Consider the following 14,405-nt stretch of genomic DNA (forward strand, 5'->3'; position numbering starts at 1 on the left):
CTTAAAGTGTGGTTGTGGAGTATTTCGCCAATACCCGATAAAACGCCTCTAAATTTATCGGCTTAGCAAGGCACTCGGTCATACCAGCCGCTAAATAGTCACCGACCTCGTGTGTCATTACATTTGCGGTCAGAGCAATAATTGGGACACGAGGGGCAAACTCGCGTATCGCTTTGGTAGCACTGACCCCGTCTAAATTAGGCATTTGGATATCCATCAAGATTAAATCTGGCATGTTAACTTGGCACTGTCTAACCGCCTCTAAACCATCTTCAACAAAAGTGATATCGGCTTGAGTATCCAAAAGCATAGCTTTAACCACTTCTTGGTTAATTTCGTTATCTTCTGCTATCAGAATCTTACAGCCAGCTAATATCGGCCGAGTCGTTTTTTGTTCACCACCAGCTTTAATTGTTTGTGGTTTAAGCGTTATTGGGATCGCAAGTTCAAAAGTAGACCCTTTACCCAAGGTACTCGAAAAGGTTAAATCTCCCCCCATCATTTGCGCTAAACGTTTAGAGATGGCTAAACCTAACCCAGTTCCACCAAATTTACGACTGGTTGATTTATCCGCCTGTTCAAAGGCACTAAACAATTTGTTTTGAGCCTCCTTAGCGATGCCAACACCAGTATCATAGACTTGCATACTGAGAATATAAGACTTATCCCGCTGCTCAACTAGATCGGAAAAGACAATAACCATGCCTTGAGGGGTAAATTTTATCGCATTGGCACAAAGATTATTTACAACCTGAACAATACGCACCGGATCGCCCAATAGTACTCTATCTTTAAAGCGGCATTTTTTAACGTCAAACGTCAGTCCTTTCTCTTTGGCGATATAACCATGAGTTGCTTCAAGCTGTCGGTAAATATCATTTAAGCTAAACTCAATTTCTTCTATTTCTAATTTACCCGCTTCTATTTTGGAAAAATCGAGTACGTCATTAATGATGGATAAGAGCGAACGTGCTGATATAGAAACTTTAGATAAATAGTCTTTTTGCTGGTCATTTAACTCAGTTTGTAGGCATAACTGAGTCATACCAATCACACCATTCAATGGCGTGCGTATTTCGTGCGACATATTTGCCAAAAATTGAGATTTAGCAAAATTAGCGGCTTCCGCTTTGCTTTTGGCTTCTTTTAACCTTTGGTCTGCAAACTTTTGTTCCGTGATATCTTCATAAGTACCTAACATACCTACAATTTGACCTTGGCTATCTCGCAAGGCGATTTTACTGGTTCGTACCCAAGCTACTGAACCGTCCTGCCGCGTTTGCTGTTCAATATAGTTTATTTTTGATGTGCCATTTTGAATAACTGAATAATCATCTGCTCGATAAGCATCGGCTTGCTCTTTCCATACCTGTTGGTAATCATCTTTGCCGACAATATCAGCAGGTGCTGCTAAGCCAGCATCGTTAGCAAAAGCTTTATTACAGCCGCGATATATCAGTGCTTGGTCTTTCCAAAAAACGCGTACATGTATATGGTCCAACACTAATTGCAAAAACTCAGCAGTATCATTTAGTTCTTTGTTAGATTGCATTAGCGCCTGATTTTTTTGCTCAATCGTCTGGTCTGCCAATTGCAGGGCCGAGCCAAAATGACTAATTTGTAGCCCATTCAACAAAATAACCGCACTACCAAAGCAGCAAAGCATAAATGCTTCAAGCACCCAAGCAATATAAATAATGTTGCTGTTGCTATAGGTTAAATCATGTTGATTCCAGCCCAAGTGAATTAAGCTTGCTGATACAAAATAACTTAAGGTGAAGCCAACCAAAAAGAAATATGCGCGCTTATACCCCCAAAAAATCGACACTAGGTACAAACAAAATATCGCTGTTAATCCTGCCGAACCAGCAACACCAAATCGGACCAAGCCAGTCAGCGCGATTAAAAACATCAACCAAATTAAGCTATGAGCTTTAATTGCATAAGACAGTTTTGTACGAAATGCATAAACACACCAGAATGACCCAACTAAAATCAATTGAACCAAATTGACCAAATCCATTTCAAGGTATTGCAAACGCACAGCAGCTAAAACAGCCGCAGGGATAGAAAATATCACCATAATGCTCATTGCTTTGTGGATAATTAAATTTCTAAAGTTAGCTTTATCAGAAGACTTCATAAGAGGGTCAATTAACTCGTATTATGTAAAGCATTATGGTTTGGTAAAAAAGACCACATCTTTGTCTATTATTTCAAACGTCCAATTAAATTTAGTCGCTAAATAGCAAAAGGTAAATTCACAATAATAACTAATATGCGTCGGGTCGTTTTTATAATGCCATTTGGCAAAATCATTTAAGCTTAATACCCGCTTAGTCATCACAGCAAGAATGCCTTGCTGTGCCAACAAACTATCTAGCTGTCGCCAAATTTTATCAGAATCAGCTATATGCTCTATTACTTCAGTTAAGGTTATAAAATGGTACTGCTGCTGCAAAACTTGTTGGTCAGGGTGGTAAAATAAGTCGTAATTCTCCATGTGATAACCATCTTCTTTAGCCATTTGACTTAATACGGCACCTTCACCACAACCAAAATCTAACCCTCGCATATTATGGGTTAAGCGTTTTTTTAATGGCTGCCATGTTCTAGATAAAAACCGCCGATAACCTTGATCGGCAGAACAATTGTCATGCATGTCATACTCGGCTTTTTCATCTGCGGGTGACAAATGGTATTGTTTGGGGACAAAAACGAGCTGGCAAGTACTACAGTTTAAATAAGGGCGTTTTTTATCTTGATGATAAAGCTGCGTATCTTCAGATAAACACAATGGACAGGATGTCGGCACTAAATCAACTGGCATAATAAAATCACAGTGGCAAATAACATAAGGTTTTACTATAAAATGCCGCAAGATGTTAGCGCAGCTAATGATAGAGTGGCAATTTTTGTTATCATACGCTAAAAACCAACCAGACAAACAAATGAACTATTGGCTATTTAAAACCGAACCAGATGTATTTGGCATAGATCACCTAGCAACCAACCCAAACCAAAGTGAAATGTGGGATGGTGTACGCAATTACCAAGCACGTAACTTTTTACGTGACCAAGTAAAAGTAGGCGATTTAGTATTTATTTATCACTCCAGCTGCAAAAATATCGGCATTGCAGGTATTACTGAAGTGGTCAAAGCAGGTTACCCAGACCCAACTCAATTTAACCCCGAGTCTAAATACTTCGACCCCAAATCCAATATAGACACACCTCGCTGGTATTGCGTGGATATTAAATTTAGCCAAAAATTCGACCAAGTTTTACCATTAAAACAAATCAAATTAATGCCTGAAATTACTGAGCTCGGCTTAGTTAAAAAAGGCCATAGATTATCAATAATGCCTGTTGTCCCAACAGAGTGGCACAGTTTGTTACAACAATGTAGTCAATAACCGTTTGTCTATCGGCCAATATTTCAACTATAGTCAACTAACCCATAGCAAATTCCTGAGTATCGTGAAGCTGATTTATCGCAAAACAGAGCTGTTCTACCTGTGTGTATTTATCTGTACCTGCGCAGTATTGCTGTGGCATCACTTTGGTATGAATCATACTAAGCGTATTCAACCAACAGAGTACAACCAGCCAGTTGCTATTGATGACAAACCAGACGGAGGGATATCGACAAGCACGACAACAAGCTCTCAAGCAGGTTTTCATACCAACTGCACAGTACGCGCCAGCACTGCCGCCCACGCCTATTGTGGAATATTAATCCCGCTATTTAACTGGGGAGAAGAGCGGTTTGTTTCGACTGAGGATTATCAATTTTTAGAGATGGACTTTAGCTACAGCGCTTCCAGTATAGACAGTCTAGCCATTTCGTTGATTAACCAGAGGCAAACTCAAGGCACACAATTCATCCATTATGTATATCCGCAGCAAGGACAACAACAAATTAAGCTTCCATTACGACAATTTATGGTCCCCGCATGGAATGCATTTGACCTCTACCAAGCGAATAAACCTTTTGAGCACACCTTTACCCAAGCCAACTTGCTGCAAGTTGTAACTGGAGACTCGAAAAAAGACCGCCAAGTAACATTCGACATCCACCATATAGCATTAACTGGCAAGTGGCTGTCGCAAACCCAGCTATTTGCCAGCATACTCGTTGTTTGGGGCGTCATCTTACTCACCCATTTATTGCTCGTTACTTATAATTCAGTCCAACAACTACAACAACAAAACCGCACCAATGCCAGTTTGCAAAAGCTTAATCAGCATTTAAAAGCACAAGCAGTTCATTTTAAAAACTTAGCGAAATATGATGAATTAACTGGGTTATTAAACCGCAAAGGCCTAAACGCATGTTATGAGCAAGCCATACGTGCTTATTTTAATAAGTCGCAACCTTATGCGATGATCTTGTTAGATATTGACCATTTTAAACAAATTAATGACTCATTTGGCCATGATGTCGGCGATGATGCACTACGCCAAGTTGCCAAAACAGTCCAGTTTGAACTGAGAGAGCAAGACACCTTAGCACGCTGGGGAGGCGAGGAATTAGTTATTATTTCTCCAGTCGAAAATATAACCAGCGCGGCGAGATTAGCAGAACGAATTCGTCGAAGCATTGCAAATGCTCAAATCCTCCCGTCACATAAAATAACTGCCAGTTTTGGCGTCGCCATGCTGCCCAACGATGATGTTGAACAATGGTTTAAATTGGCCGATGCTGCATTATATCGCGCCAAACAAAAAGGCCGCAACCGAGTTGAGCAGGTTGATTAACGCACTTGTTCGCCATTAAATCCAACTATTTATTGAGTATTTTGTTTTGCTTACTATAATCAAGCTAATTATAACTTTACACTTAATGTCCATTGCGCTTATCTGTCGTTAAATTTATTTGCTACTTAAGTTTTGCCAGCATACTGCTTAGCAGTGTTTGGCAACCTTTTGCTGCAAGCTTGCATAGCCAGCAGGCCCAACAATATACAAATGACGATACCGTGCTAATTTGTACCGGTGCGCAATTTCAATGGATTTCTTTATCCGCCACTCAATCTGCCGGACAACTTGTATTTGTAGAACCACCACAAGATACACCAACTGAATACCAACAAATTGATTGTAGCTGGGGTTTATTGGCAGAACCCGCGTACCAAGCGGATATTTTGCTCACCGCCAATGTGAGTTTTGCCCAGTATCAAGCTTTGCAAACTCGCTTATATCAGCAAGCTTACGCAACATTTAATTACCGCCCCAACCTATCACGCGCACCGCCAGAATTCGTTTAATTTAACCTCAATAACAACCAAATTGACGCCCGAGTTTACGCAGTGCATTTAACCTGCTTAAGCTAGGATTAATAAATTAAACGGAATATTTTATGCAAAATCATTTATCGATAGCGCCCGTTGTTGCAGCGCTATGCACCAGCTTTGCTGTGCATGCAAACCCCGAACAAGACACAATAGTGGTAACAGGTACCCGTGAAGCACAAAGCAAACAAGATGTTGCTGAATCAATTAGCTTATTGTCGCAACAAGCGCTAGAAAATATTGGCGCATCACATCCAGCTGAAGCGCTTAATCGCCTTGCTGGTGTGCATATCAATAATTTAGGTGGCGAAGGCCATATGACGTCTATTCGCCAGCCTATCACTACATCAGCTGTGTATTTATTTTTAGAAGATGGTTTACCCATTCGCCCAACCGGCTTTTTTAACCACAACGCGTTATACGAAATTAATATGCCGCAAGCAGGCCGCTTAGAAGTGGTTAAAGGGCCTGGTTCAGCTTTATACGGCAGCGATGCAATAGGCGGGGTGATTAATGTTTTAACCGCGCCAGCACCACAACAAACCTTGCTAAAAGCCAATGTCGAGTTAGGTGAAAATGACTGGCAGCGTTTGTTAGTTAGCTACGGCAACAAGATAAATACACAACATGCAGGCAAACTTGATATTAATTTAACAGACAACCAAGGCTATAGAGATGCCGCCGACTATTCACGTTATTCAGTAACCGCACGTTTAGATAGTAATTTGTCAGATAACCTCAGCGCCAAAACATTATTAACCGCATCTGATATCCAGCAAAGCGGCACATCAAACCTAACAGAAAGCCAATACAAAGCCGGTTCAACTTTTAACGCTTACCATGGTGATATTGGTTATCGTGAAGTATCAGCTTTACGTTTTTCGTCGGACATTTCTTGGTATGTCAATGAACAAACACTGGTTAGTGCTGTGCCCTACTATCGCAGTAACTCAATGCAAATGATGCCAAGTTGGATGATTACCTACGATCCGAATATACGTGATTACCAATTCAAATCTTACGGTTTAATGTTGAAATATCGCCAGCACATTAATCAAGGTACAGTGATTGTTGGTTTAGATACAGACGTTACCCCATCTGATTATGTTGAAGAGCAAATCAGCTTAACCAAACAAGATGATATTTACACAGATTACAGTCGAACAGGCCAATTAAATTACGACTTTAGCGCGACGCAAACATCATTATCACCTTACATACACACAGAGTGGGATTTAACCGACAATTGGCGCTTAACTGTTGGCGTACGCTATGATTCGTTTGACGTTGACTATACGGATAACTTAGCAGGGCAAGTGGAAGACACTAGCCATCTGCGCCCACAATCACAAACCAAAAGCTATCAACACACTAGCCCCAAATTCAGCTTGTTATATCGAGTCGCAGCCGACCATACTGCCTATTTTAACTACCGGAACGCCTTTGTTGCGCCATCGGTAGGGAGCTTATTTAGACCCGGCAGCTCAAAAGGCAGTGAAAATTTACAACCAACTGAAGCCGACAGTTTTGAAATTGGTTTGCGTGGTCAATTGGCTGCTGATTGGTTATACGAATTAGCCGTATATGACTTGCAAAAATCAAACGATATTGTCAGCGTGATCAATGGCAGTGATCGTATTGTCACCAATGCAGGTGAAAGCCGCCACTTAGGTTTTGAAGCCGCCATCCAAGGTAAATTGACCGATGAATGGTCTTTGTCGACTTCTATTGCGATTACCAATCAGTATTACCAAGACTTTGCTTATTTATTCCAATGTTTTAGCCCAGCGTGTGGCGGATTCAAAAAGGAAAACCGCAACTACGCAGGTTTTAAAGTGGGCAAAGCTCCTGCAGAAATGGCCAATTTAACGCTTAAGTACCAACCAACTTGGTTGCAAGGTTTTAGCAGCGAGGTGGAAGTTGAACATTTAGGCGAATATTTTACCGACGAAACCAATACCCAAACCTATGCTGGCCACACGTTAGTAAACTGGCGCAACCACTACCAAATCAATGCAAACTGGCAAGTGTATTTGCGCATTATAAACTTAACCGACAAGTTATATAGCGTCTATACCAGCAACCAAGTGGGCAATCCCAACTTAGGCTATCGCCCTGGTACGCCGCGTAGCATTTATGTAGGTGCAACATGGCAACTTTAAAGCGCAGCACAAACCACTTTGCAAACTGGGCGCACAAGTTTTTCTTGTGGCCTGCTTTGTTTGCCTGTTTTGTTTGGTTAATTAGTGGTTTTAGTCACCCATTAATGACATGGATTGGCCCACAACCCGCCAACTTTCGTGCACCAGTGGTTAAGCAGATTGATTACGATGCTCAAACCACCAGCAATTTACTGGCGCAAACAAGCCAGCAGTCAGCCAACTTAGTTAAAGTAATTGCCAGCGAAAACGGCGCTTTGTTACAAGCCACCTATGAACAGAATCAACCACGCCAGTATTTTGATTTAACCACAGGAGCGCAAGTAGCAGAGCAAGACAAACAACAAGCCATTTGGTTAGCCGGATATTACTCAGGTTTACCCGCTGAACAAATTGAACAAGTTGAATTTATTAATGAGTTTAGCGCTGAATACCCTTGGGTGAATCGATTATTACCTGTCTATCGTGTCAGTTATAGCGATGACGCTGGTCATATTGCATTTATTTACACAGAAACCAATACGTTAGCGTCACTAACCAACGATACCCGCATCGTTTTGCAAAGTGTTTTTCGTGCTTTGCATACATGGAATTGGTTAGAATTTACTGGGCCATTTAGAGTGCTGATTATTGGCTATTTAATGCTCGCATTATTGGCTATGAGTGTGTCAGGGTTAATTTATTTAATTAATCGCTCATGGCGCAGAATGCCTGCCCATAACAAGCTACATAGAGCTAGTGCTTACTTAGTTGTTATCCCATTATTTATGTGGAGTTTTAGTGGATTTTATCATTTATTAACCGCTGAATATTCACCAGCCAGAGCTGGGTTAAAACTCAGTACAGATTTGCCAAAAACCCCCGTTTCTGAGCAAGCGATGAATTTAGTGTTGACGCAAATTCAACAAAGCCGTCAGGTAAATTCACTCAATTTAATTGCCGCACCCAGCAATAAAAATGAACAAACGAAAAGCAGTAAAACCACACCGGTTTTACGCTTGTCGTATCAAGCTGAAGGTGCACAACAACACAAAGCTTTAACCAAAGAAGATAAATACAAAGGCATTAGCCAAGAAGCTAAGGTCGTTTATTTTGATGGCAAAACTGGCCAAGCGTTAACCGACTTTAACGATAAACAATACGCCATGTGGTTAGCCGAACAATACAGTGAATCGGCCACAGCGGCTGACGCCCAAATTGTGCGCTTTTTTGGTATGGGTTATGACTTTAGAAATAAACGCCTGCCCGTTTGGCGCGTTAGTTTAAATGACGTGGATAAAACTCAATTGTTTATTGATAGCCAGTCGGGTGTATTAGCAGATGCCAGTACTGCAAGTTCACGCTTAGAATCTCTATCTTTTTCTATGCTACATAAATGGAACTTTTTAGTGCCATTAACCGGCCGGCAAGTGCGCGATTATTTTATAGTCGCCTTTATCTTTTTCTCAGTTGTATTAACTTACTTTGGCTTAAAGTTACAACTTGAGCGAATGGGAATACGCAAAGCAAAAGCGCGCTAACAACCTTAACCACAGAGTGGTGAGCAATGGGCACTGATAAAGATTATCAGTGCCCAGATCTTCTAACTAACTAGAACTCGGGATAACAAGTTAACAATACTCACTTGTCGTCTAGCATTTTTCACTTTCGCAACTCTTGCATATCCGCAATCAGTTCTTCTAGTTTTTTAAACTGGCGACCATAAATAATATTCAGATCTAGTCTATATAAAGCATCTGAAAATCGAGCGACAATCAGGATTAGCCCCACAATAATTAACAGCAGATAATAAGGTACACCCCAGAGCAAAAATTCAGTTGGCCAAACATCCATCATCAAACCAATTATTTTTCCTCCAGCATCACTCACCACAGCTTGAACCGCCATACCGATAAACAACAATGGATAAAAATACTTATAATAGCCTGCGTACACAGCAATTGAGTGCTGCAGCCAATCATTGAAATTTATAATGTAGTCGTAACTGCTCAGTCCTTTAGATAATTGATATGATTTACCCAGCTCCCTTTTAGCAATAAGCACCAGTGGCACAAGCAATAAACAAATATACACACCCAAAAAGGGCGCGCCAATTAAACTAAACATCACCAGTGCAACTAAACTACCGCCAATAATGGCTTTAATGTTAATCGCAAACATTCGCTGCAATTTATCCACAATGTTTTGCGATTTGCGGTTATACAGGTCATTAATTTTTGGCGCGGTTAGTTGCGTTTCGTTTACAAAACCGTCTTTCCACATTTGTTCAATTGATTTACTCATTATCCCACCCTCTAGTTAATCTACTTGATTAATAAACTTGGTTAATCTGCTTTTAATTCGCGTAATGCGCACACCTATGTTGTTGCTATTGCTACCAATAATGTCGGCAATTTCTTCGTAGGTTTTCTCTTCCAAATACAGCAAAATTACCGCTCTATCTGTTTCGGAAAGGTGTTTAATCGCGTTGTACAACAAGTTAATTTCATCATTCGCAAAGGCCTTACTGTCGTCGATAACCTCATCTGGCAAAGAATCGGAAACAATATGTTTGTCACCGTTTTTGCTCTGTTTGAGATAGGTTAAACAGACATTAAGCGTAATGCGGTAAATCCAAGTAGACCACTGGCATTGCTGATTAAAATTGTCTTTGCTGCGCCAAATTTGCAGGCAAACTTCTTGGTAATAATCTTCAAAATCTGCTTGGCTATTGGTATAAGCCCGACAGATTTTGATGATGATGCCCGCGTGCGGCAGAATGTATTGCAGATAAAAGTCACTTCCCATAAAAAAGTAATGTCCTAAATTATGTTATGACTGGTTAGTGGTTGGACGAATGAGTTTATTACAGGCTAGGTAAAATTAATTATTGCTACCGCGCTAATAATCAGATTTTGGGGAAATTATTTCAGGAAATATGATTTCCCCTGGCGGCTCGAACGCTGGTGAAAAACCACCAAAACAAATTGGCAGTGGGTCGCCGTTTGACACGTCAAACTGGCTTAAACTCAGCACAGCATCATCCTTGATTAACACAAATAACGTACTGGTAATATCCACTTCGTAAGAAGAAGGGCCACTGCAACCTCCAATTGCAGAAATAGCAACTGAACTGGAATTTGACCCATTTGAATAAAAATAGTCGATATTTTTCAACTCAGTTAAACTTGTTTCCAACACAAAACTATAGGTTAGTTTATCTTGTTTAATAGACACGGCTTGCTCGCCAGCAAAATCTGCATAAGTTAAGTTTTCAGAGGTGATTCTATTGTCGTCACCAAACCCCTCTTCTTCATCTAGTATGGATGACTCCATCGCAAAGTTTAAGTTGGACCAATAATCACTTGAGAAATTAGTGTGAGGGATCTCGATAGAGGTCGATTGCAAACTGTTGTTCTGGTTAAAATCGGCCAACCATTGAGCCAAATTATTTCTGACCGAAGCAAATTTATACGGACTGGTTTGCACCACCAATATTTTCCACTCTGAGTTGCTTGGTAGCAAATTAACTATTTTTACATCGTCTTGCTCAAATAACTGCATATCGCCACCAATATCAAGAGTTGATATTCGCCAGTAGTCTCTAGCGCTATTTTTAAAAATTCTATCTTTTAATGGCCTGACGGAAAAATTATCTGTTAGCGAAAAAGACAGCTCAAGGCTATCCAACCAATATAAGCGTGTATCAGCAGAGGTGGTTAAACTAGGCTGATAGAAGTGAGACAATTCAGCTAACTTTGCATTTTTTAGCTTAAGTGCATTTTCAGTGTCCGCATAAAAGTCTATGACTTCACTATCACCTAAATAATTGTATAAGTCTTGCTGAAAGCTGAACTTGTAGGGGTAATTAGCTTGTAGAACCAACCAATGTGATTGTTTGTTGTTTAAATAGGCTGATTGTTCAAACTGCTCGAAATAGCCCATTAGGTAGGGAGCATAATCAGCTAGCTCAACATCAGCCAATAAAGGCACTTGCCAATATACATCTTTAGGTTGAGCAGCAACTGATAAAAAATGTAACTGTTTTAATCGGCCCCAAGCGGCGTAGTGAACATTTGTTTCAGTACTATTGTTATTACTAAAACTTTGTAAAAGCGCGCTGTTAACAGCCTGATTAAACTGATTAACTTGCTCTGTATTTACACGTGCTGCTGGCTGAAAATTAGCCTGCGCTAAGGTGATATTTTGCTCTGCACTCGGTTGGCTGTCATTTCCTTTACAGCCCAACTGAGCGACAAATAGAATAGCAATGAAGAAATAGCGAAAAAACATAAGTCCATTTCCATAGGAACTTTTACAGTTAGGCGAAATTATGCCCTAAAGTTTGCGGGTTTTGTATAACTATTACCTTACATTTACACTCAACCCGCTAAACATGCTGTTTAAACATGTGATAGATCACGAGTAAAACTACTTGTGATCTATTTGAGCTATTACTACTGAGTTAGCTCCAATACTTCCAACCTTCCAAGTAATAATACAATACGTGTGGTTTATCCAAGCTGCTCACTTTACTTGCTCGGTTGGCAATATCAACGGAAAACAGCATCAGAGCACTTTCTAGTTGGGTTGAATAAAACCGAGTGGGTGGCAGTGTTTTGTCAACCAATGGGCAAGTAGATTTGCACGCCATCACAAATCCCCAGTCACCGAAAGATGGGACATCAACATGGTATGGGGTTACTTGCTGATAACCACTGGCAAGTACTGTATTATGAATAGACCAAAACGCATCGGTCGCAAAAAAGGGGCTGGTTGCTTGTGTGACTAAAATGCCGTTGTTTGTTAAACGGCGTTTTGCGATTTGATAAAACTGTTTGCTGTACAAACGCGCGAGGCTAACGGTTTTGGGGTCGGGTAAATCAACCACAATTAAATCAAATACATTTGTAGTTTCGGTTAAATAAACAAATGCATCTTTATGCTGTATTTGTACTTTGTTGCTAAAAAAAGACTGCTTATTAAGCTGTGTTAAATACACATTGTTTTTAGCTAATTCAGCTACCGCAGGGTCGAGGTCAACAACGGTAATCGACTTAACCTTTGAGTATGTCAGTAATTCTCGTGCTGCTAAACCATCGCCGCCACCTAAAATTAAAATAGATTGTGGATTGGTTAAGCGCTGCATTGCGGGGTGAATTAACGACTCATGATAACGGTATTCATCTATCGATGAGAACTGCAAACTTCCGTTTAGCTTCTATCCGCTTGGGTATTGCGCTTAGCTGAATCAGATAAAAATAAAAAATACTCGCCTTTTTTCGGAAATCGAATATCTAAGTGAGCATGGCATTTGCGCAATGCTATTAGAGCAATACTGCAGCACATGAGTGCTTTCGGGTTAGGGATGAGCCCCCTAACCCGACTTGAGCCATGTACCAGCAAGTATGTTTCTACACAAACAAACGACCAAACAAAAACAGATAAATGCCAACGGCGCAGACCCACCAGAACTTTTACCTTCAGAAGCGTTATCTTTATGGCTGCCAAAACTCACTTGCTGCTCCAATACAGAGATGTTCTCCACATCGTGGGGAAATGCAAGCAGTGAAGGCTGATTGCCATTGTTGGTTAAACGAAATTCAAGATCGGCCTGTTGCCCTTGCACATAGGTAGTGTCAACCAGAAATTGACTAGTCGCATTGTGTATATCGGCCAAATCAGAATAAACATCCAACAAAGAACCATTAAAATATACTGCGATTTCATTACTTGCCAAATCACCTTCAAACAGCAAAGGAACAATAGTTGTTGCATACTCTACTGAAAAGTTATTGAACCTAACCGAAGCTGTATTTTGCGAATCGGCGGGTGAAGTTTCAAAGCCATAGAATTTAACTTCAACTTGGTCTGCTGCAATCAAATGGCTAGATATAAGCGTTAAACATACAACAATAACACGTGTTAGTTTTTTCATCATACTACCCTCTTGGCCCAATAGATGCTGTTTTGCTAAACTCTTTGCTTTGGCTGGTGTCAACTCCATTAAACCTTTCTCTGGCTTTGCTCATCAACCACACATAAACTTCACCAAATATATTTTTGCCTTCTTGTTGCACCTCTAATTTTTCGAACGGAACTTTTAGTTTTCCAACAATTTTGGCGACATGTTCACAACCGGCTTCATTCTTAAACCTAACTGTGCCTGAAAGTTCCTGACCAGCCTGTTGAGAATTGAAGCGACCGACAAAAGTTAAAGTTGCTCCGAAATCATCTGTAACTTTAGCCTTAATCGTACCTAGATACTGTCCATTAGGTCTTTCATCGTCTCTATTTGCATACACATCTGTATATTCGCCAACTGCACCTGTAGTAAAAGTCGATAACATCGCACCTGTGCTTTCATCTAAATTAAAATTAGTTTGCCAGCTAGTGTCGGAGGCATTACACAACTCTAAGCCAGAGCCTTGCTCTTTTACCGAGTTTTGACTGATTATGGTTTGAGTTATGGTGAGGTCTTTGGTGATATTGCGAGTTTCTTCTGCTTGAGTGCTATCCGCCGCTTGAATGGAAAAAGCACACAATATGGTTAATACACTTACTGAAGGTACGAGTGTCTTCATATACTTATGGCCTATACTGCTAGATAAAATCTTATTGTATTTTTGATACTATCCAATTAATCCAGCAGAGTAAACAGCTAACGCTTACAGGTGTGAATTACCCGTATCTTCGGCTATAAAGTTAATTTACTCAAACGGAGTTACTTGTAAAAAGCTTCCACTTCGCCTTTTAATTTAATCAACAAAGGTTGTCCACGACGGTCTAACGCTTTTGGTGATGGTACTTTTACCCAACCTTCGCTAATGCAGTATTCTTCAACATTGTTACGTTCTTTACCATTTAAACGAATGCCTATTTCGTGTTCAAAACATTCTTTAACAAAAAATTTGCTGCGTGAATCGCTAGCTAAACGGTCGGGTAATGCGGGTTTGTTATCACTCATACTAAA

At 40.4% G+C, this 14,405-nt stretch carries 14 protein-coding genes; 5 read left to right on the forward strand and 9 right to left on the reverse strand.

Annotated features, from left to right (window positions below; genetic code table 11):
- Position 1: 1 nt before the first annotated feature.
- Together DS2_RS20030 and DS2_RS15745 are read right to left on the reverse strand one after the other, a co-directional pair.
- Positions 2 to 2,143 (reverse strand): hybrid sensor histidine kinase/response regulator, encoded by a 2,142-nt coding sequence (locus DS2_RS20030; protein ID WP_051479938.1) that lies wholly within the window; start codon positions 2,141 to 2,143, stop codon positions 2 to 4.
- A gap of 33 nt (positions 2,144 to 2,176) precedes the next feature.
- Positions 2,177 to 2,830, reverse strand: a complete 654-nt coding sequence (locus DS2_RS15745) for a class I SAM-dependent methyltransferase (protein ID WP_035015837.1) — start codon at positions 2,828 to 2,830, stop codon at positions 2,177 to 2,179.
- 121 nt (positions 2,831 to 2,951) lie between these two features.
- On the opposite strand from DS2_RS15745, the gene DS2_RS15750 reads away from it, so the two are divergent.
- The 5 genes from DS2_RS15750 to DS2_RS15770 all read left to right on the forward strand — a co-directional run bounded on the left by DS2_RS15750 (position 2,952) and on the right by DS2_RS15770 (position 8,973).
- A complete protein-coding gene (locus tag DS2_RS15750; RefSeq protein ID WP_035015839.1) occupies positions 2,952 to 3,416 on the forward strand; it encodes an EVE domain-containing protein in 465 nt (154 codons plus the stop codon).
- 151 nt (positions 3,417 to 3,567) lie between these two features.
- Positions 3,568 to 4,761 (forward strand): GGDEF domain-containing protein, encoded by a 1,194-nt coding sequence (locus DS2_RS20035; RefSeq protein ID WP_051479939.1) that lies wholly within the window; start codon positions 3,568 to 3,570, stop codon positions 4,759 to 4,761.
- 179 nt (positions 4,762 to 4,940) lie between these two features.
- Complete coding sequence (locus tag DS2_RS15760) at positions 4,941 to 5,270, forward strand: hypothetical protein (RefSeq protein WP_152537624.1); 330 nt, start codon at positions 4,941 to 4,943, stop codon at positions 5,268 to 5,270.
- Between the two features lie 92 nt (positions 5,271 to 5,362).
- Positions 5,363 to 7,456, forward strand: coding sequence for a TonB-dependent receptor (locus DS2_RS15765; RefSeq protein ID WP_035015809.1), 2,094 nt, complete (start codon positions 5,363 to 5,365; stop codon positions 7,454 to 7,456).
- Positions 7,444 to 8,973 (forward strand): PepSY domain-containing protein, encoded by a 1,530-nt coding sequence (locus tag DS2_RS15770; protein WP_035015810.1) that lies wholly within the window; start codon positions 7,444 to 7,446, stop codon positions 8,971 to 8,973. Before DS2_RS15765 ends, DS2_RS15770 begins: the two co-directional genes overlap by 13 nt.
- A gap of 121 nt (positions 8,974 to 9,094) precedes the next feature.
- On the opposite strand, the gene DS2_RS15775 is transcribed toward DS2_RS15770, so the two are convergent.
- From DS2_RS15775 to DS2_RS15805, 7 genes are all read right to left on the reverse strand, one after another.
- On the reverse strand, positions 9,095 to 9,736 hold the full coding sequence (locus DS2_RS15775; protein WP_035015811.1) for a hypothetical protein: 642 nt from the start codon (positions 9,734 to 9,736) through the stop codon (positions 9,095 to 9,097).
- A 15-nt stretch (positions 9,737 to 9,751) separates the two neighbouring features.
- Entirely contained in the window at positions 9,752 to 10,240 is a 489-nt protein-coding gene (locus DS2_RS15780) for an RNA polymerase sigma factor (protein WP_035015812.1), read from the reverse strand.
- A gap of 93 nt (positions 10,241 to 10,333) precedes the next feature.
- Positions 10,334 to 11,725 carry a hypothetical protein gene (locus DS2_RS15785; RefSeq protein WP_035015814.1) on the reverse strand — a complete coding sequence of 464 codons (1,392 nt, stop codon included), beginning with the start codon at positions 11,723 to 11,725 and terminating at the stop codon, positions 10,334 to 10,336.
- 172 nt (positions 11,726 to 11,897) lie between these two features.
- Positions 11,898 to 12,638 (reverse strand): fused MFS/spermidine synthase, encoded by a 741-nt coding sequence (locus DS2_RS15790; RefSeq protein WP_051479941.1) that lies wholly within the window; start codon positions 12,636 to 12,638, stop codon positions 11,898 to 11,900.
- Positions 12,639 to 12,809: 171 nt separating this feature from the next.
- On the reverse strand, positions 12,810 to 13,373 hold the full coding sequence (locus DS2_RS15795; RefSeq protein WP_152537625.1) for a hypothetical protein: 564 nt from the start codon (positions 13,371 to 13,373) through the stop codon (positions 12,810 to 12,812).
- 1 nt (position 13,374) lies between these two features.
- On the reverse strand, positions 13,375 to 14,016 hold the full coding sequence (locus DS2_RS15800) for a hypothetical protein (RefSeq protein ID WP_035015816.1): 642 nt from the start codon (positions 14,014 to 14,016) through the stop codon (positions 13,375 to 13,377).
- A gap of 140 nt (positions 14,017 to 14,156) precedes the next feature.
- The gene (locus DS2_RS15805; protein WP_035015818.1) at positions 14,157 to 14,399 is read right to left on the reverse strand and encodes a DUF3297 family protein; all 243 of its coding nucleotides are present in this window, start codon (positions 14,397 to 14,399) and stop codon (positions 14,157 to 14,159) included.
- Positions 14,400 to 14,405 lie beyond the last annotated feature (6 nt).

The organism is Catenovulum agarivorans DS-2 (genome assembly GCF_000568405.1).
Lineage (GTDB): Bacteria > Pseudomonadota > Gammaproteobacteria > Enterobacterales > Alteromonadaceae > Catenovulum > Catenovulum agarivorans_A.

Bases quoted from the DNA above. Each gene is read 5' to 3' on its own strand.
- DS2_RS15785 (WP_035015814.1), bottom strand. From the start codon at position 11,725: ATGTTTTTTCGCTATTTCTTCATTGCTATTCTATTTGTCGCTCAGTTG.
- DS2_RS15800 (WP_035015816.1), bottom strand. From the start codon at position 14,016: ATGAAGACACTCGTACCTTCAGTAAGTGTATTAACCATATTGTGTGCT.
- DS2_RS15750 (WP_035015839.1), top strand. From the start codon at position 2,952: ATGAACTATTGGCTATTTAAAACCGAACCAGATGTATTTGGCATAGAT.
- DS2_RS15745 (WP_035015837.1), bottom strand. From the start codon at position 2,830: ATGCCAGTTGATTTAGTGCCGACATCCTGTCCATTGTGTTTATCTGAA.
- DS2_RS20030 (WP_051479938.1), bottom strand. From the start codon at position 2,143: ATGAAGTCTTCTGATAAAGCTAACTTTAGAAATTTAATTATCCACAAA.
- DS2_RS15805 (WP_035015818.1), bottom strand. From the start codon at position 14,399: ATGAGTGATAACAAACCCGCATTACCCGACCGTTTAGCTAGCGATTCA.
- DS2_RS15795 (WP_152537625.1), bottom strand. From the start codon at position 13,373: ATGATGAAAAAACTAACACGTGTTATTGTTGTATGTTTAACGCTTATA.
- DS2_RS15765 (WP_035015809.1), top strand. From the start codon at position 5,363: ATGCAAAATCATTTATCGATAGCGCCCGTTGTTGCAGCGCTATGCACC.
- DS2_RS15770 (WP_035015810.1), top strand. From the start codon at position 7,444: ATGGCAACTTTAAAGCGCAGCACAAACCACTTTGCAAACTGGGCGCAC.
- DS2_RS20035 (WP_051479939.1), top strand. From the start codon at position 3,568: ATGAATCATACTAAGCGTATTCAACCAACAGAGTACAACCAGCCAGTT.
- DS2_RS15775 (WP_035015811.1), bottom strand. From the start codon at position 9,736: ATGAGTAAATCAATTGAACAAATGTGGAAAGACGGTTTTGTAAACGAA.
- DS2_RS15780 (WP_035015812.1), bottom strand. From the start codon at position 10,240: ATGGGAAGTGACTTTTATCTGCAATACATTCTGCCGCACGCGGGCATC.